This is a genomic window from Streptomyces sp. NPDC006476, from assembly GCF_040612015.1.
Taxonomy (GTDB): domain Bacteria; phylum Actinomycetota; class Actinomycetes; order Streptomycetales; family Streptomycetaceae; genus Streptomyces; species Streptomyces griseorubiginosus_B.
The window spans coordinates 49,653-69,250 of record NZ_JBEXPK010000021.1 but is presented as its reverse complement, the minus strand read 5'-3'; the positions used below and the strand labels follow the sequence as shown (position 1 = coordinate 69,250).

Annotated in this window: 15 protein-coding genes; 14 read left to right on the top strand and 1 reads right to left on the bottom strand. The window is 68.3% G+C overall.

Annotation, left to right across the window (positions count from 1 at the left end):
• Positions 1–31: 31 nt before the first annotated feature.
• Positions 32–1,321, top strand: a complete 1,290-nt coding sequence (clpX, locus tag ABZZ74_RS24320) for an ATP-dependent Clp protease ATP-binding subunit ClpX (protein WP_058925301.1) — start codon at positions 32–34, stop codon at positions 1,319–1,321.
• 76 nt (positions 1,322–1,397) lie between these two features.
• On the opposite strand, the gene ABZZ74_RS24315 is transcribed toward clpX, so the two are convergent.
• Positions 1,398–2,375, bottom strand: a complete 978-nt coding sequence (locus ABZZ74_RS24315; protein WP_356768213.1) for a hypothetical protein — start codon at positions 2,373–2,375, stop codon at positions 1,398–1,400.
• Between the two features lie 136 nt (positions 2,376–2,511).
• On the opposite strand from ABZZ74_RS24315, the gene ABZZ74_RS24310 reads away from it, so the two are divergent.
• The 13 genes from ABZZ74_RS24310 to ABZZ74_RS24250 all read left to right on the top strand — a co-directional run bounded on the left by ABZZ74_RS24310 (position 2,512) and on the right by ABZZ74_RS24250 (position 19,578).
• Positions 2,512–5,136, top strand: a complete 2,625-nt coding sequence (locus ABZZ74_RS24310) for a valine--tRNA ligase (RefSeq protein ID WP_356768211.1) — start codon at positions 2,512–2,514, stop codon at positions 5,134–5,136.
• Between the two features lie 89 nt (positions 5,137–5,225).
• Positions 5,226–6,710 carry a folylpolyglutamate synthase/dihydrofolate synthase family protein gene (locus ABZZ74_RS24305; RefSeq protein ID WP_356768209.1) on the top strand — a complete coding sequence of 495 codons (1,485 nt, stop codon included), beginning with the start codon at positions 5,226–5,228 and terminating at the stop codon, positions 6,708–6,710.
• A 4-nt stretch (positions 6,711–6,714) separates the two neighbouring features.
• Positions 6,715–7,119 (top strand): DUF4233 domain-containing protein, encoded by a 405-nt coding sequence (locus ABZZ74_RS24300; RefSeq protein ID WP_356768207.1) that lies wholly within the window; start codon positions 6,715–6,717, stop codon positions 7,117–7,119.
• Positions 7,120–7,185: 66 nt separating this feature from the next.
• The gene (gene ndk / locus ABZZ74_RS24295) at positions 7,186–7,599 is read left to right on the top strand and encodes a nucleoside-diphosphate kinase (protein WP_256781108.1); all 414 of its coding nucleotides are present in this window, start codon (positions 7,186–7,188) and stop codon (positions 7,597–7,599) included.
• 266 nt (positions 7,600–7,865) lie between these two features.
• Positions 7,866–8,885 (top strand): rod shape-determining protein, encoded by a 1,020-nt coding sequence (locus ABZZ74_RS24290; protein WP_004001297.1) that lies wholly within the window; start codon positions 7,866–7,868, stop codon positions 8,883–8,885.
• A 153-nt stretch (positions 8,886–9,038) separates the two neighbouring features.
• On the top strand, positions 9,039–9,983 hold the full coding sequence (mreC, locus tag ABZZ74_RS24285; RefSeq protein WP_356768204.1) for a rod shape-determining protein MreC: 945 nt from the start codon (positions 9,039–9,041) through the stop codon (positions 9,981–9,983).
• Positions 9,984–9,996: 13 nt separating this feature from the next.
• Complete coding sequence (mreD, locus tag ABZZ74_RS24280) at positions 9,997–10,677, top strand: rod shape-determining protein MreD (protein WP_356768202.1); 681 nt, start codon at positions 9,997–9,999, stop codon at positions 10,675–10,677.
• An 80-nt stretch (positions 10,678–10,757) separates the two neighbouring features.
• A complete protein-coding gene (mrdA, locus tag ABZZ74_RS24275) occupies positions 10,758–13,010 on the top strand; it encodes a penicillin-binding protein 2 (RefSeq protein WP_356768200.1) in 2,253 nt (750 codons plus the stop codon).
• Positions 13,007–14,206, top strand: a complete 1,200-nt coding sequence (gene rodA / locus ABZZ74_RS24270) for a rod shape-determining protein RodA (protein ID WP_356768198.1) — start codon at positions 13,007–13,009, stop codon at positions 14,204–14,206. Before mrdA ends, rodA begins: the two co-directional genes overlap by 4 nt.
• Positions 14,207–14,292: 86 nt before the next feature.
• Positions 14,293–15,801: a CYTH and CHAD domain-containing protein gene (locus ABZZ74_RS24265; RefSeq protein ID WP_356768196.1), complete on the top strand. Its 1,509-nt coding sequence runs from the start codon at positions 14,293–14,295 to the stop codon at positions 15,799–15,801.
• Between the two features lie 103 nt (positions 15,802–15,904).
• Positions 15,905–17,884, top strand: a complete 1,980-nt coding sequence (locus ABZZ74_RS24260; protein WP_356768195.1) for a TIGR03960 family B12-binding radical SAM protein — start codon at positions 15,905–15,907, stop codon at positions 17,882–17,884.
• Between the two features lie 351 nt (positions 17,885–18,235).
• A complete protein-coding gene (locus ABZZ74_RS24255; RefSeq protein WP_356768192.1) occupies positions 18,236–18,793 on the top strand; it encodes a hypothetical protein in 558 nt (185 codons plus the stop codon).
• A complete protein-coding gene (locus tag ABZZ74_RS24250) occupies positions 18,790–19,578 on the top strand; it encodes a hypothetical protein (protein ID WP_356768190.1) in 789 nt (262 codons plus the stop codon). Before ABZZ74_RS24255 ends, ABZZ74_RS24250 begins: the two co-directional genes overlap by 4 nt.
• Positions 19,579–19,598: the final 20 nt, after the last annotated feature.

Here is a 19,598-nt window from a genome sequence, read left to right as displayed (position 1 = left end):
AGGCGTCTCCCAGGCGAAGGGGAAGCACACCGTGGCACGCATCGGTGACGGCGGCGATCTGCTCAAGTGCTCGTTCTGCGGCAAGAGCCAGAAGCAGGTCAAGAAGCTCATCGCAGGGCCTGGTGTGTACATCTGCGACGAGTGCATCGATCTCTGCAACGAGATCATCGAGGAAGAACTCGCGGAGACCAGCGAGGTGCGCTGGGAGGAGCTTCCCAAGCCCCGCGAGATCTACGAGTTCCTCGAGGGCTACGTGGTCGGCCAGGAGGCGGCCAAGAAGGCCCTCTCCGTCGCGGTCTACAACCACTACAAGCGCGTCCAGGCCGGCGAGAACGGCGGCGGCAGCGGCCGTGACGACGCGATCGAGTTGGCGAAGTCCAACATCCTCCTGCTGGGCCCCACGGGTTCCGGCAAGACGCTCCTCGCGCAGACCCTGGCCCGCATGCTGAACGTCCCGTTCGCGATCGCGGACGCGACGGCGCTGACGGAGGCCGGCTACGTCGGCGAGGACGTCGAGAACATCCTGCTGAAGCTGATCCAGGCGGCCGACTACGACGTCAAGAAGGCCGAGACCGGGATCATCTACATCGACGAGATCGACAAGGTCGCGAGGAAGAGTGAAAACCCCTCCATCACCCGCGACGTGTCCGGCGAGGGCGTCCAGCAGGCCCTCCTGAAGATCCTCGAGGGCACCACCGCCTCGGTCCCGCCCCAGGGCGGCCGCAAGCACCCCCACCAGGAGTTCATCCAGATCGACACGACGAACGTCCTGTTCATCGTGGGCGGTGCCTTCGCCGGCCTGGAGAAGATCATCGAGTCCCGGGCGGGCGCCAAGGGCATCGGCTTCGGCGCGACGATCCGCTCCAAGCGGGAGCTGGAGGCCAAGGACCAGTTCGAGGACGTCATGCCCGAGGACCTGGTCAAGTTCGGCATGATCCCCGAGTTCATCGGCCGCCTCCCCGTCATCACCTCGGTCCACAACCTGGACCGCGAGGCCCTGCTCCAGATCCTGGTCGAGCCGCGCAACGCGCTGGTCAAGCAGTACCAGCGCCTCTTCGAACTCGACGGCGTGGAGCTGGACTTCGAGCGCGAGGCCCTGGAGGCCATCGCCGACCAGGCCATCCTCCGCCAGACCGGCGCCCGCGGCCTGCGCGCCATCATGGAGGAAGTCCTGATGTCCGTGATGTACGAGGTCCCGTCCCGCAAGGACGTGGCCCGCGTCGTCATCACGGCGGACGTCGTCCACTCCAACGTCAACCCGACCCTGATCCCGCGCGACGCGCGCAACGGCCGGGGGCCGGGGGAGCAGAAGACGGCGTAGGCGAGAACGCACGAAAACGAAAGGGGCCCCGGTCAACCGACCGGGGCCCCTTCGCGGTTGAGGCGCCCGCCGCCCGTCAGACCTTGACGCGGACGTCGTTGCGGAGCTTGGCCGCCAGCGCCGCCGTGTCGTCGACCGACGCGGCCGAGCCGGTGGTGAGCGAGGCGAGGCTGAAGGACGTGACGTCGGCGACCGTGCTGTGGTCGCCCCAGATGCAGATCGGCATCTCGAAGGTCTTCGGGGCACCCGCGCTCGTCGACGAGGTGCCGTCGTTCTCGAACTGGGCCACCTGGCATTTCATGATGCCGTTGGCGAAGCCCGCCGGGTGCACCACCTGCGGGCTGCCGAGCAGCTTGCCCTTGGTGTCCTTGTCCTTGGCGGCCTCGGACTTGACCTTCGCGAACATGGCGTCGACGACCGCCTCCGGGTCGTCGATCGTGCCGTAGACGCCGCCGAAGCTCAGGTTCGTCGCGGTCAGCCCGCTGCCCTTGGCGTATCCCGCGCTGACGTCCTGCGGGTTCTTCACGCCCCACTTCTCGAAGTCGGCCTTGTCCTCGTCGCTGAACGAGTCCGAACTGTCGGCGCTGTTCGACTTCTTGTAGGTGCCGCCGATGACGGTCGCCGGAGTCGTCAGCTTGTGCGCGCCGTCGTTCGCGATGCCACCGCCGCCCCCACTGCCGCTGCCCCCGCCGATCACGAAGTACACGCCGACACCGATCGCCGCCACGACCGCCACCGCGCCGATGATCAGCCCGGTCTTCTTCTTGCCGCCGCCGGGCGCGGGCGGCTGCGGAACGGTGTAGGGCTGCTGCCCGTACGGAGGCTGACCGTAGGGCGGCTGCTGCTGCCCGTACGGGTTCTGCTGCGGCGGCACGCCCTGCGGGGGCTGCTGCGGATAGCCGTACCCCGGCTGCGGGGCCGCCGGGGGCTGCTGGGGGTAGCCGTAGCCGGGCTGGGGCGCCTGCGGCGGCTGCTGGCCGTAGGGCCCCGGCTGACCGTACGGCCCGGGCTGCTGGGGCTGCCCGCCGTACGGGCCCGGCTGGTTGTAGCTCATCTCTGGGTTCCCCTCCAGATGCTTATGTGTTCCTGACATCCTGGACCAGGCACGGCTCGCAGATGGCGGCGGGGGCCCCACCGTTACAGAGCAAACACGTTTCGGGACACACCCGCGACACCCCTAAACTGACCCCGTGACCGAGAACGCTCAGCAGCAGCCTTCAGCGCCCAACACCGAACTGCCGACCCAGTACGCGCCGGCCGAGGTAGAGGAGACGCTGTACGAGCGCTGGGTAGACCGGGGTTACTTCGCCGCCGACGCGAAGAGCGACAAGCCCGCGTACACCATCGTCATCCCGCCGCCGAACGTCACCGGCTCGCTCCACCTGGGCCACGCCTTCCAGCACACGCTCATGGACGCCCTCACCCGCCGCAAGCGCATGCAGGGCTTCGAGGCGTTGTGGCTGCCGGGCATGGACCACGCCGGCATCGCCACCCAGAACAAGGTCGAGCAGCAACTCGCCGAGGAGGGCAAGTCGCGCCACGACCTCGGCCGCGAGGAGTTCGTCGACCGCGTCTGGCAGTGGAAGGAGGAGTACGGCGGCAAGATCCTCGGCCAGATGCGCCGCCTCGGCGACGGCGTCGACTGGGACCGCGAGCGGTTCACGATGGACGAGGGCCTGTCCAAGGCCGTCCAGACGATCTTCAAGAAGCTGTACGAGGACGAGCTGATCTACCGCGCCGAGCGCATCATCAACTGGTGCCCGCGCTGTCTGACGGCCATCTCGGACATCGAGGTGGAGTACCAGGAGGACGACGGCGAGCTCGTCTCCATCAAGTACGGCGAAGGGGAGGAGACGCTGGTCGTCGCCACCACCCGTGCCGAGACGATGCTGGGCGACACCGCGGTCGCCGTCCACCCCGACGACGAGCGCTACCAGCACCTCGTCGGCAAGCGCATCAAGCTCCCGCTGACCGACCGCACCATCCCCGTCGTCGCCGACACGCACGTCGACCCCGAGTTCGGCACGGGCGCCGTCAAGGTGACCCCGGCCCACGACCCGAACGACTTCGCGATCGGCCAGCGCCACGACCTCGAGTCCATCACGGTGATGGACGAGCGCGCGGTCATCACCGTCCACGGCCCCTTCGAGGGCCTGGACCGTTTCGAGGCGCGCTCCACGATCGTCGCGGCGCTGCGCTCGCAGGGCCGGATCGTCGCCGAGAAGCGGCCGTACGTCCACAGCGTCGGCCACTGCTCTCGCTGCGAGACCACCATCGAGCCGCGTCTGTCCATGCAGTGGTGGGTCAAGGTCGGCCCGCTCGCGCAGGCCGCCGGCGACGCGGTCCGTGACGGACGGGTCACGATCCACCCGGCGGACATGTCGAAGCGGTACTTCGACTGGGTCGACAACATGCACGACTGGTGCATCTCGCGGCAGTTGTGGTGGGGCCACCGCATCCCGGTCTGGTACGGCCCCGAGGGTGAGGTCGTCTGTGTCGGACCGGACGAGGAGCCGCCCAGCGGCGAGGGCTGGACGCAGGACAGCGACGTCCTCGACACCTGGTTCTCCTCGGGCCTGTGGCCGTTCTCCACGCTCGGCTGGCCCGAACAGACCGAGGACCTGCGGAAGTTCTACCCGACCGACGTCCTGCTGACCGGCCACGACATCATCTTCTTCTGGGTCGCCAGGATGATGATGTTCGGCCTCTACGCCATGGACGGCGAGGTCCCCTTCCGCACCATCGCGCTGACCGGCCTGGTCCGCGACGAGCGCGGCAAGAAGATGTCGAAGTCCTTCGGCAACGTCGTGGACCCGCTCGACTGGATGGACAAGTACGGCTCGGACGCCGTCCGCTTCACCCTGGCCCGCGGCGCCAACCCCGGCACCGACGTCCCGATCGGCGAGGAATGGGTCCAGGCGTCGAGGAACTTCGCCAACAAGATCTGGAACGCGACCCGCTTCGCGCTGATCAACGGCGCGACGATCGAGGGCCCGCTTCCGGCGCCGTCCGAGATGTCGGCGACGGACCGCTGGATCCTCTCCCGCCTCAACAAGACGGTCGCGGAAGTCGACGCGTTCTACGACGACTTCCAGTTCGCGAAGCTCAGCGACGCCCTCTACCACTTCGCCTGGGACGAGGTCTTCGACTGGTACGTCGAGCTGTCCAAGACCACGTTCCAGGCGGGCGGCGAGGCGGCCGAGGTCTCCAAGCGGGTCCTCGGTGAGGTCCTCGACGTGACGCTGAAGCTGCTGCACCCGGTCGTTCCGTTCGTCACGGAGACCCTCTGGACCACCCTCACGGGCGGCGAGTCGATCGTGATCGCGGACTGGCCGAACGACAGTGGGTTCCGGGACGCGGACGCCGAACGGGAGCTCGAGGCCCTCCAGTCGGTGATCACCGAGGTCCGCCGCTTCCGTCACGACCAGGGCCTGCAGCCGGGCCAGCGCGTCCCGGCCCGGCTGAGCCTGGACGGCACGGCCCTCGCCCCGCACGAGGCGGCCATCCGGCAGCTGCTGCGCCTCCAGCCGGAGGGCGACGCCTTCACCGCGACGGCGACCCTGCCGGTCGCCGGCGCCGAGGTCGCCCTCGACCTCTCCGGCACGATCGATGTCGCCGCCGAGCGCAAGCGCCTGGCGAAGGACCTCGCGGCGGCGGAGAAGGAGAAGGCCCAGGCGAACGCCAAGCTCGGCAACGAGGCGTTCCTGTCGAAGGCCCCGGACAACGTGGTGGAGAAGATCCGCACCCGCCTGGCCAAGGCGGAGGAGGACATCACGAGGATCCAGGCCCAGCTGGGCAGGCTGCCGTCCGCCTGAGGACCCCGCCAGCGTCGAAGGCCCCCGGAAACGTCCAGTTCCGGGGGCCTTCGCCTACGTCTGTCAGTCCCGCTCCGTAGACTGGCCCCGTGAGTGACAGCGACCCCTTCGACGAGATCGTCGCGGCCGAGACCGACCGGGACCCCGATCTCGCGGTCATCGAGGCCGGCAGCCGCACCCTGCGCACCCAGGGCGGCCAGCCGCAGGCCGACGTGCCCGCCCGTCCCGAGGACCCGGAGCTCGACAGGGCTCTGCGCGAGGTCGAGGCGGAGCTGGCGACCCGATGGGGCGAGACCAAGCTGGAGCCCTCGGTCAGCCGCATCTCCGCGCTGATGGACGTCCTGGGCGAGCCGCAGCGCTCGTACCCCTCGATCCACATCACCGGTACCAACGGCAAGACGTCGACCGCCCGCATGATCGAGGCCCTCCTCGGCGCCTTCGAGCTGCGCACGGGCCGCTACACCTCCCCGCACGTCCAGTCGATCACCGAGCGGATCAGTCTGGACGGCGCCCCGATCTCCGCCGAGCGCTTCGTCGAGACGTACCAGGACATCAAGCCGTACGTCGAGATGGTCGACGGACAGCAGGAGTACCGGCTGTCCTTCTTCGAGGTGCTGACCGGCATGGCGTACGCGGCCTTCGCGGACGCCCCGGTGGACGTCGCCGTCGTCGAGGTCGGCATGGGCGGCTCCTGGGACGCCACGAACGTCATCGACGGTGACGTCGCCGTCATCACCCCCATCGACCTCGACCACACCGACCGGCTGGGCGAGACGCCCGCCGCGATCGCCGGTGAGAAGTCCGGCATCATCAAGCAGGACGCGACGGTCATCCTCGCCCAGCAGCCGGTCGACGCGGCGCAGGTGCTGCTGAAGAAGGCCGTCGAGGTGGACGCCACCGTGGCCCGCGAGGGCCTGGAGTTCGGCGTGGTCGCCCGTCAGGTGGCCGTCGGCGGCCAGCTGCTCACCCTGCGCGGTCTCGGCGGCGAGTACGCCGAGGTCTACCTGCCCCTGCACGGCCCCTACCAGGCGCACAACGCCGCGGTGGCCCTCGCCGCCGTGGAGGCGTTCTTCGGCGTCGGCTCCCAGCGCCCCGAGCCCCTGGACATCGACACGGTCCGCAAGGCCTTCGCGTCCGTGACCTCGCCGGGCCGGCTGGAGGTCGTACGCCGTTCCCCGACCGTCGTCCTGGACGCCGCGCACAATCCGGCGGGCGCCCGGGCGACCGCGGAGGCGGTCGGTGAGGCCTTCGACTTCAGCCGGTTGATCGGGGTGGTCGGGGCGAGCGGCGACAAGAACGTGCGGGGCCTGCTGGAGGCCTTCGAGCCGCTCTTCGCCGAGGTCGTCGTCACCCAGAACTCCAGCCATCGCGCGATGGACGCCGACGAGCTGGCCGCGATCGCCGTCGAGGTGTTCGGCGAGGACCGCGTCCAGGTCGAGCCGCGGCTGCCGGACGCGCTGGAGGCGGCGATCACGCTGGCCGAGGAGGAGGGCGAGTTCGCGGGCGGCGGTGTGCTCGTCACGGGCTCCGTCATCACCGTGGGCGAGGCCCGACTACTGCTGGGGAGGGGCTGACCGAGTGCGTACGCTCTGTGCTTCCACGCTGATCGGCGAGTTCTTCGTGATCGGTTTCGCGGGACTCGTCGCCATGAAGGACCCCGACCTGTCCATGGGGACGGTGTGGACGGTCAGCGGGATCGCGATGTTCCTGTGCCTGGTGCTGTGCGGCGTCGTGACCCGGCCGGGCGGCATCGCCTTCGGCTGGGCCCTGCAGGCCGCGCTGGTCGCCTCCGGCTTCGTCGTGCCGACGATGTTCTTCCTCGGCGCGGTCTTCGCGGCCCTGTGGTGGGCCTCGGTGCACTACGGCCGCAAGATCGACGAGGCGAAGGCGAGATTCGCGGCCCAGGAGACCGCCGCCCCGGCCCCCGGCGCCTCCGCCCCCAGCTCTTCCGCCCCCGGCTCCTCCACACCTGACGCTGTGTGACAAGGGCCCGGACACGCCCTGTAATCTTCGAACACAGCGCACCCCATTGATCAATTAGGAGCCGTCGTGACCCAGCGCACCCTCGTCCTGCTCAAGCCCGACGCAGTCCGCCGTGGCCTGACCGGCGAGATCATCAGCCGTATCGAGCGCAAGGCCGGCTGGCAGATCACCGCGCTGGAGCTGCGCACGCTGGACCAGGACACGCTGGAGCAGCACTACGGCGAGCACAAGGGCAAGCCCTTCTACGAGCCGCTGGTGGAGTTCATGGCCTCCGGGCCGGTCGTCGCCCTGATCGTCGAGGGTGAGCGGGTCATCGAGGGCGTGCGAGCGCTGGCCGGTCCGACCGACCCGATCGCCGCCGCCCCCGGCTCCATCCGCGGCGACTACGGCGTCATCGTCCGGGAGAACCTGATCCACGCCTCCGACTCCGAGGAGTCCGCGGAGCGCGAGGTGAAGATCTTCTTCCCGGGCCGCGCGTAACCCCCGCGGCAGCACGTCGGGAAGTTCGGTGTATTGTCCCCGGACTTCCTGCATATGCACCGGCGATCGAGGGAACGAGTGCCCCCGAACGCCCGTCTCCACAAGCGGAGCCGCGCATCATCTGCTGACAATGGCGAAGACCCTCCCGCAGTGTTCGCGAAGGCGCGTCTACGATGGAAGCCTTCACGTCACAGCACCCACTTCGCCTACCTGACAAGCCCTCAAAAGCTCCCAGGAAGGCCAGACGAATCCTGATGGGGAACTCAATGTCGTTCATCGGCCGTGACATGGCTGTCGACCTCGGGACCGCCAACACGCTGGTGTACGTCAGGGGTCGCGGGATCGTACTCAACGAGCCGTCCGTCGTCGCGATCAACACGAACACCGGTGGAATTCTCGCGGTCGGCGCGGAGGCGAAGAAGATGATCGGGCGCACGCCCGGCAACATCGTCGCCGTGCGACCGCTGAAGGACGGCGTGATCGCAGACTTCGAGATCACCGAGCGGATGCTCCGCTACTTCATCCTGAAGATCCACAAGCGGCGGTATCTGGCCCGTCCGCGGGTCGTCGTCTGTGTGCCCTCGGGCATCACCGGCGTCGAGCGCCGCGCCGTCATCGAGGCGTCGTCCCAGGCCGGCGCCCGCCAGGTGCACATCATCGAGGAGCCCATGGCCGCGGCCATCGGCTCCGGCCTGCCGGTCCACGAGGCCACGGGCAACATGGTGGTGGACATCGGCGGCGGCACCACGGAGGTCGCGGTCATCTCGCTCGGCGGCATCGTCACCGCCCAGTCCATCCGTGTCGCGGGCGACGAACTGGACAACGCGATCATCCAGCACATCAAGAAGGAGTACTCCCTCCTCCTCGGTGAGCGGACGGCCGAGCAGATCAAGATCACGATCGGTTCGGCGTACGACCTGGACTCCGACGAGCACACCGAAATCCGTGGCCGGGACCTCGTCTCCGGGCTGCCCAAGACCGTCGTCATCTCGGCCGCCGAAGTGCGCAAGGCGATCGAGGAGCCGGTCAACGCCATCGTCGACGCCGTCAAGACGACCCTCGACAAGTGCCCGCCGGAGCTGTCCGGCGACATCATGGACCGGGGGATCGTCCTCACCGGCGGCGGCGCACTGCTGCGCGGACTTGACGAAAGGCTTCGGCGCGAAACCGGCATGCCGATCCACATCGCCGAGGACCCGCTGGACAGCGTGGCGCTCGGCTCCGGCAAGTGCGTCGAGGAGTTCGAGGCGCTCCAGCAGGTCCTGGACGCCCAGCCGCGCAGATGACGTAACTCTTCGATTCCGCCGTACGAGATGATCTCCTCTCGTGCGGCGGATCGTTGATATAGAGGCATAAGCTCGCATAAGCCTCGACAAGCCTCAGCATCACGAATACCTGAACACCCGCACATTCCTATGAGGAAGGCACGGCCGCCGCACGTGAGGGACACGAGAGAGAGCCGGCTGCTCCTGGTGCTGCTGATCGCCGTCGCGTTCGCGCTGATCACGGTGGACATCCGCGGCGGGGAGGACTCCCCGGTCGACGGTGCCCGACAGGCCGCCGCCACCGTCTTCGGGCCCATCGAGAACGGCGTGTCGTCGGCGGTCGACCCGGTCGGCAACGCCGTCTCCGCGATCCGCGACTCCGGCACCAAGCACGACCGGCTCGCCCGGCTGGAGCAGGAGAACGCGGCCCTCAAGGCCAAGCTGGGCAGCGACGACCGCAACGCCAGCCGGCTCAAACAGCTCGACAAGATGATGCGGATCGCCGGCGAGGGCCAGTACGGCATCAAGGGCGCCGAGGTCATCGCCATAGGGGCGGCCCAGGGCTTCTCCTGGACCATCACCATCGACGTCGGCGCCAACGACGGCATCAAGCGGGACATGACCGTGCTCAACGGCGACGGTCTCGTCGGCCGCGTCACCACCGTCGGCCCGAACACCTCGACCGTCCTCCTCGCCAACGACCCCGACTTCACCGTCGGTACCCGCATGGAGGGCAGCGACGAACTCGGCTTCGCCTCCGGCCAGGGCGACCGGCCGCTGCGCGTCGAACTCCTCAACGGCAAGGCCGACGTGAAGAAGGGCGACCGCCTGGTCACCTTCGGCTCCGAGGCCGACAAGCCCTTCGTGCCCGGTGTCCCGGTCGGCGTGGTCTCCCGCGTCGAGCCCTCCGAGGGCGGCCTGACCCGCACCATCTACGTCACGCCGTACGTCGGCTTCACCAAGCTCGACATCGTCGGCGTCGTCGTCGAGGCCCCGAAGAAGGACCCGCGCGACACGGTGCTGCCGCCCAAGCCCAAGCCGACCCCGACGCCGACGGTCACCGTCACGGTCACGCCCTCGGCGACCGCGTCCCTCGACGGCCAGACCCAGCAGCAGTAGGAGCTGAATCCCCATGCGCGTCAACCGGATCCTGCTCTCCTCGGCGCTGGTCGTCGTCGCCCTGGTGATCCAGGTGAGCGTCCTCGCCCGGCTCCATCTCCCGGGCGCCGTCCCCGACTTGCTGCTGCTGACCGTCCTCGGCCTGGCCATGGTGTACGGCCATGTGGGCGGCGCCCTCGTCGGCTTCGCCGCCGGTCTGCTCGCCGACCTCGCACCCCCGGCCGACCACGCGGCCGGGCGCTACGCCCTGGTGCTGTGCGTCACCGGCTACCTCGCCGGGCTGATCAAACCGGAGAACGGCAGAATCAAGTCGGCCACCGGCCCCATGGTCGTCGTGGTCGCCGCCGCGATCGGCTCCACCCTGCTGTACGCCGGTGTCGGCGCCCTCGTCGGCGACACCGCCGCCCGCCATGTCGGCCTGGTCAGCCTGCTGTTCACGGCCGCCCTGTACGACCTGCTGCTCGCCCCGTTCGTGGTCCCCGGGATCATGGCGCTGGCCCGGCGCGCGGACAACGACCCGCTCGCCGAGACCTCCTCCGCCGGCAAGAACGCCACCGACATCTCCACCGGCTGGATCTCCAACGGCACCGGCCTGAAGATCGGCGGCCAGCGCGGCGGCCTCGGCGCCCTGAAGACCCGGGCCCGCACCCGCACCGCGCGGGTGGGCCGCATCAAGGGGGTCAAGCGGCTGTGAGGGCGGCGGAGTTCGCGGCCGGCGTTCACAGCTCGGTCGGATATGACACACCTACACGCTGAGAGGGGGAGGCAGCCGCAGTGACCAACATTCCCGAGACGGGTCGGACCCCACGGGTCCAGATCAGGCTCGTCGTCATCCAGATCCTCGTCCTCTCCCTGCTCGGTACCCTCGGCGGCCGGCTGTGGTACCTGCAGATCCGGGAGGGCTCCCAGTACCAGAAGGAGGCGTCGGGCAACCACGTCCAACAGGTCGTCCAGCCCGCCGTGCGCGGCTCGATCCTGGACGCGCGGGGCGTGCCCCTCGCGGACAACGAGACCCGGCTGGTCGTCTCCGCCTCCCGCACCGACCTGCTGAAGATGAAGGACGACGGCAAGGCCGTCCTCACCAAGCTGGCCGGGGTCCTCGGCATGAAGCCCGCGGAGGTCATGCAGAAGGTCCGGCTGTGCGACGCCAAGACGCCCCAGCCGTGCTGGAACGGCTCGCCCTACCAGCCGATCCCGATCACCGACGAGGCGACGCCCCGTCAGGCCCTGCAGATCCGTGAGCGCTCCGAGGACTTCCCCGGCATCACCGCCGAGCCCGAGGCCGTGCGCCGCTACCCCTCGCCGGGCAAGGCCAACACCGCCCAGGTCCTCGGCTACCTCTCGCCGGTCACCGACGACGAGATCCAGCAGGCGAAGAACACCGACTCGCCCTATCTGCGCTCCGACCAGGTCGGCCGCTCGGGCCTGGAGCGCGAGTACGACAAGGCGCTGCGCGGCAAGGCCGGCGTCACCCGCTACGAGGTCGACAACCTCGGCCGGGTCATCGGCAAAGCCAAGTCCGACGCCGCCGCGCCCGGTTCGAACCTGGTCACCAGCATCGACTCCCGCGTCCAGCGGGTCGCCGAGTACGAGCTGAACACCGCGATGAAGAAGGCCCGCGAGCAGTTCGACTCGATCACCGGCGAGAACTACAAGGCCGACTCCGGTGCCGTCGTGGTGATGGAGGCCAAGACCGGCCGTATCGTCGCCATGGCGTCCGCGCCGACCTACGACCCGAACGTCTGGGTGGGCGGCATCTCCGCCAAGGACTACAAGCAGCTCACCGGCAAGGACTCCGACTACCCGCTGCTCAACAGGGCCATACAGGGTCAGTCCGCGCCCGGTTCGACCTTCAAGGTGGTCTCCACGGCCGCCGCGGTCGAGGCCGGCTACGCATGGGACGGCGGCTACCCCTGCACCAGCTCGTACTCGGTGGGCGGCCAGGTCTTCAAGAACTTCGAGGGCGAGAACTTCGGCCCGATCTCCCTCGGCCGCGCCCTGGAAGTCTCCTGCGACACCGTCTTCTACGGCCTCGCCGACCAGCAGTGGAAGAAGGACGGCGGCATCAACCCCAAGAAGGGCCAGCCCAAGGACTACTTCTACAAGGCCGCCCACCAGTTCGGCCTCGGCAAGGAGACCGGCGTCGACCTGCCCAACGAGGTCACCGGCCGCGTCCCCGACCGCCAGTGGAAGGAGTCCTACTGGAAGGCCAACAAGGACGCCTGGTGCAAGTCCGGCAAGAAGGACGGCAGCTACGTCGAGAAGATCGCCTACGAGAACTGCCTCGAGGGCAACAAGATGCGCGAGGGTGACTCGATCAACTACTCCATCGGCCAGGGCGACACCCTCGTCACGCCGATCCAGGAGGCCATGATCTACGGCGCGCTCGCCAACGGCGGCACCGAGTACGTGCCCACCATCGGCAAGGCGGTCATCAGCGCCGACGGCAGGACCGTCCAGGAGATCAAGCCCAAGGTCAAGGCCAAGCTGCCGGTCACCCAGGCCACCCTCAAGGGCATGGACAAGGCCCTCGCCGGCGTCATCACCAGCGGTACCGCCGCCTGGAAGTTCCAGGGCTGGCCCCAGGACAAGATCGAGCTGCACGCCAAGACCGGTACCGCGGAGGTCTACGGCAAGCAGACCACCTCCTGGCTCGCCACCTACTCCAAGGACTACACGATCGTCATGACGATCGCCCAGGCCGGTACGGGTTCCGGTGCCTCCGGTGAGGCCGTCCGCAACATCTACAGCGCCCTCTACGGCGTCCAGCCCGACGGCTCGATCGACAAGGGCAAGGCGCTGCTGCCCAGCCCGCAGAAGGGCCTGCCGAAGGTCAAGGCGGACGGCACGATCGCCTCCCCGAAGGTCGCCAAGGACCCCGTCAAGGACCTCCAGAAGGCCACCGAACAGAGCACCACCTCCCCGGACGGCACCCAGCCCGCCGGGACCACCCCCTCACCGACGGCCACCAACCGCACCACCCGCAGGCGACCTCGTAAGAGGGGGAGCCGGAGGATGCCGACATGACCGGAGCCAACAGCTTCTCCGTCTCCGGGTACGGGCCCCGGCCCGCGGGCTGGACCCGGCTGTTCGCCCGCGACTCGCTCACCCGCCGGCTGGACTGGCCGATGCTGCTGTCGGCCCTCGCGCTGTCCGGGATCGGCTCGCTGCTGGTCTTCTCCGCGACCCGCAACCGCACGGAGATCAACCAGGGCGACCCGTACTACTTCCTGATCCGGCACGTCATGAACACCGGCATCGGGTTCGCCCTGATGGTCGGCACGATCTGGCTCGGCCACCGCACCCTGCGCAACGTGGTGCCCATCCTCTACGGCATCTCCCTGTTCGGGGTGCTGCTGGTGCTCACCCCGCTCGGCGCCACCATCAACGGCAGCCGCAACTGGATCGTCCTCGGTGGCGGCTTCTCCCTGCAGCCCGCGGAGTTCGTGAAGGTCTCGATCATTCTCGGCATGGCCATGCTGCTCTCGGCCCGGGTGGACGCCGGCGACCGGCCCTACCCCGACCACCGCACGGTCCTGCAGGCGCTGGGCCTGGCTGCCGTACCGATCATGATCGTGCTGCTCATGCCCGACCTCGGCACGGTCCTGGTCCTGGTGACGATCATCCTGGGCGTGCTGCTCGCCTCCGGTGCCTCCAACCGGTGGATCTTCGGCCTGCTCACCGCCGGCATCGTCGGCTGCATCGCCATCTGGCAGCTGCACATCCTGGACGAGTACCAGATCAACCGCTTCGCCGCCTTCGCCAACCCCAGCCTCGACCCGGCCGGTGTCGGCTACAACACCAACCAGGCCCGTATCGCGATCGGTTCGGGCGGACTGACCGGCGCCGGGCTCTTCCACGGCTCGCAGACCACCGGCCAGTTCGTCCCGGAACAGCAGACGGACTTCGTCTTCACGGTCGCGGGGGAGGAGCTGGGCTTCCTCGGCGCTGGACTGATCATCTTCCTGCTCGGTGTGGTCCTGTGGCGGGCCTGCCGCATCGCCCGCGACTCCACCGAGCTGTACGGCACGATCGTCGCGGCCGGGATCGTCGCCTGGTTCGCCTTCCAGTCCTTCGAGAACATCGGCATGACCCTCGGGATCATGCCGGTCACCGGCCTGCCGCTGCCCTTCGTGTCGTACGGCGGCTCATCCATGTTCGCGGGGTGGGTGGCCGTGGGACTGCTGCAGTCGATCAAGGTGCAGCGACCCATGTCCGCATAGGACACCCCGTGTTGCCCCTGGGTCTGCCCGTCATTCATGTCCGATGGGCCCTGCCGCCGGGAGCGGAATCCCACTAGATTCAGGTCATGGCGGACACAAAGCGCGAGATCGAGCGAAAGTACGAATCCGACGACAGCGGCCTGCCGGACCTGACCGGCGTGGCCGGTGTCGCGGCCGTCATCGACAAGGGTGTCGCCCACCTCGACGCCACCTACTACGACACCGTCGACGAGCGCCTCGCCAGGTCCTCCATCACCCTGCGCCGCCGCACCGGCGGCTCCGACGCCGGCTGGCACCTGAAATTCCCCGTCGCCCCCGGCGTCCGCGACGAGATCCACGCCCCGCTGTCCGACACCCTCCCGCGCGCCATCGCCGGCCTGGTCCGCTCCCGGATCCGCGACGCCGAACTGCTGCCGGTGGTCCGCCTGCGCTCCGACCGCGACCTGCGGGACCTCGTCGACGCCGACGGCCGTCTGCTCGCCGAGGTGAGCATGGACGCCGTACAGGCCGAACGGCTCACCGACGCCGGCGGCAGCGCCCAGTGGACCGAACTGGAGGTCGAACTCGCCGACGACGGCGACCCCACCTTCCTCGACAAGGTCGACAAACGCCTGCGCAAGGCGGGCGTACGGCCCTCGAATTCCGCGTCCAAGCTGGCACGGGCGCTCGCGGAAACGGCACCCCGCGGCAAGAAGAAGCGCAAGCAGGCCGCGGCGCAGGCCCCCCTGACCGCCGGCGACCACGTCCTCGCCTACCTGCGCGAACAGCGGGACGCGATCGTCGAGCTGGATCCGGCGGTACGGCAGGACGCGTACGACTCCGTGCACCGCATGCGCGTCGCCACCCGGCGCATGCGCAGCGCCTTCCGCTCCTACGGCAAGGTCCTCGACCGCGAGATCACCGGCCCGCTCGGCGAGGAGCTGAAGTGGCTGGCCGGCGAACTCGGCGTGGACCGCGACCGCGAGGTGCTGACCGAGCGCCTCACCGCCGCCCTCGCCGAGGTGCCCCGCCCCCTGATCCACGGCCCCGTCCGTACCCGGATGCGCCTGTGGGCGAACGCCCGCCGCGGCGGCTCGCGCCGGAGGCTGACCGGCGTCCTGGACTCCAAGCGCTACCTCGCCCTTCTCGACGCCCTGGACGCGCTGGTCGACGCCCCGCCCCTGCTGAAGGCGGCCGGCGGAAAGCCCGAGAAGGTGATCTCCAAGGCCGTACGGAACGACTTCGGAAAGCTCACCGAACTCGTCGAACAGGCCGTGGCCCTGCCACCCGGCCAGGACCGCGACCTCGCCCTGCACGAGGCCCGCAAGAAGGCCAAACGGACCCGCTACTCGGCCGAGGCGGCCGTCCCCGCGCTCGGCGACCCGGCGACCGCCCTGCTGAAGTCGATGAAGTCCCTCCAGACCCTGCTCGGCGACCACCAGGACAGCGTCATGACCCGCCAGACCCTGCGCGAGCTGTCCGCCGTGGCGCACGCGGCGGGGGAGAGCTCCTTCACGTACGGCCTGCTGTACGGGCGCGAGGAGCGGCGGGCCGAGCGGGCGGAGACGGAGCTGCCGGGGATGTGGGCGTCGGTGAGGGACGGTGCGGAGGTCTGAACGTACGGAGGGATGCCCGGCCCGCGTTAGGCTAGATGGTCACCCCTGTCAGATCACTGCTGTCAGTCCTGTCAGATCCGTCCGACCCACGAAGGTTCGCGAGATGCCTGCCGAAGTCACTGCGGCCGCCGAGTCTGTGTTCCCGCAGCTCGAAGCTCTGCTCCCGCACGTGCAGAAGCCGATCCAGTACGTCGGCGGAGAACTCAACTCCACGGTCAAGCCGTGGGAGTCCTGTGACGTCCGCTGGGCGCTGATGTACCCGGACGCCTACGAGGTCGGTCTGCCCAACCAGGGCGTCATGATCCTCTACGAGGTGCTGAACGAGCAGGAGGGCGTCCTCGCCGAGCGCACCTACAGCGTGTGGCCGGACCTGGAGGCGCTGATGCGGGAGCACGGCGTCCCGCAGTTCACCGTGGACAGCCACCGCCCCGTGAAGGCCTTCGACGTGTTCGGCCTGTCCTTCTCCACGGAGCTGGGCTACACGAACATGCTCACCGCCCTGGACCTGGCCGGCATCCCCCTGGAGTCGAAGGACCGTACGCTCGACGACCCGATCGTCCTCGCGGGCGGGCATGCCGCCTTCAACCCCGAGCCGATCGCGGACTTCATCGACGCGGCGATCATCGGCGACGGCGAGCAGGCCGTCCTCGACATGACGAAGATCATCCAGGGCTGGAAGGCGGAGGGCCGCCCCGGCGGCCGCGACGAGGTTCTCCTCCGCCTCGCGAAGACCGGCGGGGTCTACATCCCGGCGTTCTACGACGTCGAGTACCTCCCCGACGGCCGTATCGCCCGCGTGGTCCCCAACCGCTCGGGCGTGCCCTGGCGCGTGTCCAAGCACACGGTCATGGACCTCGACGAGTGGCCGTTCCCCAAGCAGCCCCTGGTCCCGCTGGCCGAGACCGTCCACGAGCGCATGTCGGTGGAGATCTTCCGCGGCTGCACCCGCGGCTGCCGCTTCTGCCAGGCCGGCATGATCACACGCCCGGTCCGTGAGCGTTCCATCACCGGCATCGGCGAGATGGTGGAGAAGGGCCTGAAGGCGACGGGCTTCGAGGAGGTGGGCCTGCTGTCCCTGTCCTCGGCGGACCACTCGGAGATCGGCGACATCGCCAAGGGCCTCGCCGACCGCTACGAGGAAGACAAGATCGGCCTCTCCCTCCCCTCCACCCGCGTCGACGCCTTCAACGTCGACCTGGCGAACGAACTGACCCGCAACGGCCGCCGCTCCGGCCTGACCTTCGCCCCCGAGGGCGGTTCGGAGCGCATGCGCAAGGTCATCAACAAGATGGTCTCGGAGGACGACCTCATCCGGACCGTCGCCACGGCCTACGGCAACGGCTGGCGCCAGGTGAAGCTCTACTTCATGTGCGGCCTGCCCACCGAGACCGACGAGGACGTCCTGCAGATCGCCGACATGGCGACCAAGGTGATCGCCAAGGGCCGGGAGGTCTCCCGCTCCAACGACATCCGCTGCACGGTCTCCATCGGCGGCTTCGTCCCCAAGCCCCACACCCCCTTCCAGTGGGCGCCCCAGCTCTCGGCCGAGGAGACGGACTCCCGCCTCGAGAAGCTCCGTGACAAGATCCGCGGCGACAAGAAGTACGGCCGCTCGATCGGCTTCCGCTACCACGACGGCAAGCCGGGCATCGTCGAGGGCCTGCTCTCCCGGGGCGACCGCCGCATCGGCGCGGTCATCCGCGCCGTCTACGAGGACGGCGGCCGCTTCGACGGCTGGCGCGAGCACTTCTCCTACGACCGCTGGATGGCCTGCGCCGACAAGGCCCTGACCCCGCTCGGCGTGGACGTCGACTGGTACACCACCCGCGAGCGCTCCTACGAGGAGGTTCTCCCCTGGGACCACCTCGACTCCGGCCTGGACAAGGACTGGCTCTGGGAGGACTGGCAGGACGCCCTCGACGAAACGGAGGTCGAGGACTGCCGGTGGACACCGTGCTTCGACTGCGGGGTGTGTCCGCAGATGGATACGGCCATACAAATCGGCCCGACGGGCAAGAAGTTGCTGCCGCTGACGGTCAAGAACGCGGGTCAGGCGCCGTCTTCGAGCAGTCACACGCACTGACGTGGGTGAGGCACTCGATCGGGTGATTGAGGCGCTGGCTGGGGTGAGTGAGGAGGAGGTGGCTGCGCTGATGGTCACGACCGGTGCTCGGCGTCCGCGTCCGCAAGCACTGTTGGCCTCCTCCCGTACGCCCTTGCCCTCGCCTGGGAGTGGAGCGGCCATTCAGTCTGAGGTGGAGTGGGTCTGAAAGATGTCCCGGGCCTGCATGGCTGAACCCCTCCTCGCATGGAGGGAGGGGGGCATCATGTCCTGCTGTCGGCGATTCGCCCACAGGTTGCATATTGATCGAGTTGCCCACTGTGACTCTCTGGATCTATTCCTTTACTCAGATGTACCTCTTATGATCGCAACATGGTCGTGGCGGGCGAATGCACAGATGAGGTAGCAGAAAAGATCTTGGGTGCTTCCGTAAACGCCCAGCTCAATGCGCCGATTCAGTGGAAGTCCAAGAGCGTTCGCAAGGATGGACGACCATCACAGCTTGAAGGCAACGTGCCAGTCCGTAGCGACTTGCCGGAACGTTTTGATCTTCTGCTGCGGATCAAGGTGGATCTGCCATGGGAGTACACGCTCATCCTCAGGCATCTGCCTAGCGGTACTAACATTCGGCGTCTCGACGTTCGGGGTACGCACCGAGACCGAGCCGGTGAAGACTACATCTGTCGTACCCACAAGCACCGTTGGAGCGAGGCGCGCGGAAACAAGGACGTGTACGCACCCACAGACATACGGCACGATCCGGATGTCCCTGTGGATGCATCGCTGGCAGGTTTGGACGAGGAGTACCGTCGGGTCTTGCACGACTTCATGGGCGAGTGCAACATCGCGATCGGCTCTGGGTACACCTGGTATAGCCCGCCGGCGCCGCCCGACACGCTACCGCTTGAGGGACTGGAGGAGTATCCATGATTAGGGATGACTTGCTGCCCTCCTCGGTCCGTGATCAGCTCCCCGGATGGACAGTTGCCCCGGGCGGGAAGCCGGGAACGGTTGCGCTCACCGGAGGCCTGTTCTTCAGCGACGGTGATGGTGTCACCGTCCTCCTGCGTGTCTCCGGCGAGGAAGTTCTGGCCAGCGACGCTGGTGTCGCGGGCATGCGGTTGGTCGATGCCGGCGTAGACCTTGCCGGAGGACGTGCGGCCAAAGCCTGGGCAGAGATCCTCGATGGCTACCATCTGAAGGAGATCCACGGCCGAATCACGGGACGTCGTTCAATCCGTTGTGCTGGCGCGCTTGTAGCTGATGTTGCTGGAGCAGTGCTGTCCACAGATAGCTTGAGATGGCTCGCCCAGGGTGGGCGCGAAAGTCCCCTGGAGAAGTCCCTCTACGCCTTCCTCAACTCGGCCCACCTTGAATACCAGAAGCGTCCATCTGTGCGCCTCCCGCGAGGTGGCGAGGTGCGCCCCACTGCTCGTGTGAACGCTCCGAAGCGTGAGGTATTGGTACAGGCCGCGAGTAGCAAGCAAGCAGCGGAGCACGCTCTTGTCTTGGTGCAGCAGCTTGCGCGAGCCCGCTACTCCCTGGATCAGCGGTTTGTGCTCCTCGATGGCAATGTTGATCAGTGGAGCCCGGACCAGCTGGATCTCCTAGCCGACAATGCCTCGGTCGGTTTCGCCTCGGACATGCGTATGGTCGACGGCTTCCTGAGAGAAGGTAAGAACCCGCCCCGGCTCTGGGCGCAGACACCCGACTAAGGTGCTGGCATCCGTCCGAC

Excerpts from the sequence above, each read along its gene's own strand:
- rodA (WP_356768198.1), top strand. The coding sequence starts at position 13,007 with ATGACCGGAGCCAACAGCTTCTCCGTCTCCGGGTACGGGCCCCGGCCC.
- ABZZ74_RS24255 (WP_356768192.1), top strand. The coding sequence starts at position 18,236 with ATGGTCGTGGCGGGCGAATGCACAGATGAGGTAGCAGAAAAGATCTTG.
- mreD (WP_356768202.1), top strand. The coding sequence starts at position 9,997 with ATGCGCGTCAACCGGATCCTGCTCTCCTCGGCGCTGGTCGTCGTCGCC.
- ABZZ74_RS24265 (WP_356768196.1), top strand. The coding sequence starts at position 14,293 with ATGGCGGACACAAAGCGCGAGATCGAGCGAAAGTACGAATCCGACGAC.
- ABZZ74_RS24315 (WP_356768213.1), bottom strand. The coding sequence starts at position 2,375 with ATGAGCTACAACCAGCCGGGCCCGTACGGCGGGCAGCCCCAGCAGCCC.
- ABZZ74_RS24250 (WP_356768190.1), top strand. The coding sequence starts at position 18,790 with ATGATTAGGGATGACTTGCTGCCCTCCTCGGTCCGTGATCAGCTCCCC.
- ABZZ74_RS24290 (WP_004001297.1), top strand. The coding sequence starts at position 7,866 with ATGTCGTTCATCGGCCGTGACATGGCTGTCGACCTCGGGACCGCCAAC.
- ABZZ74_RS24260 (WP_356768195.1), top strand. The coding sequence starts at position 15,905 with ATGCCTGCCGAAGTCACTGCGGCCGCCGAGTCTGTGTTCCCGCAGCTC.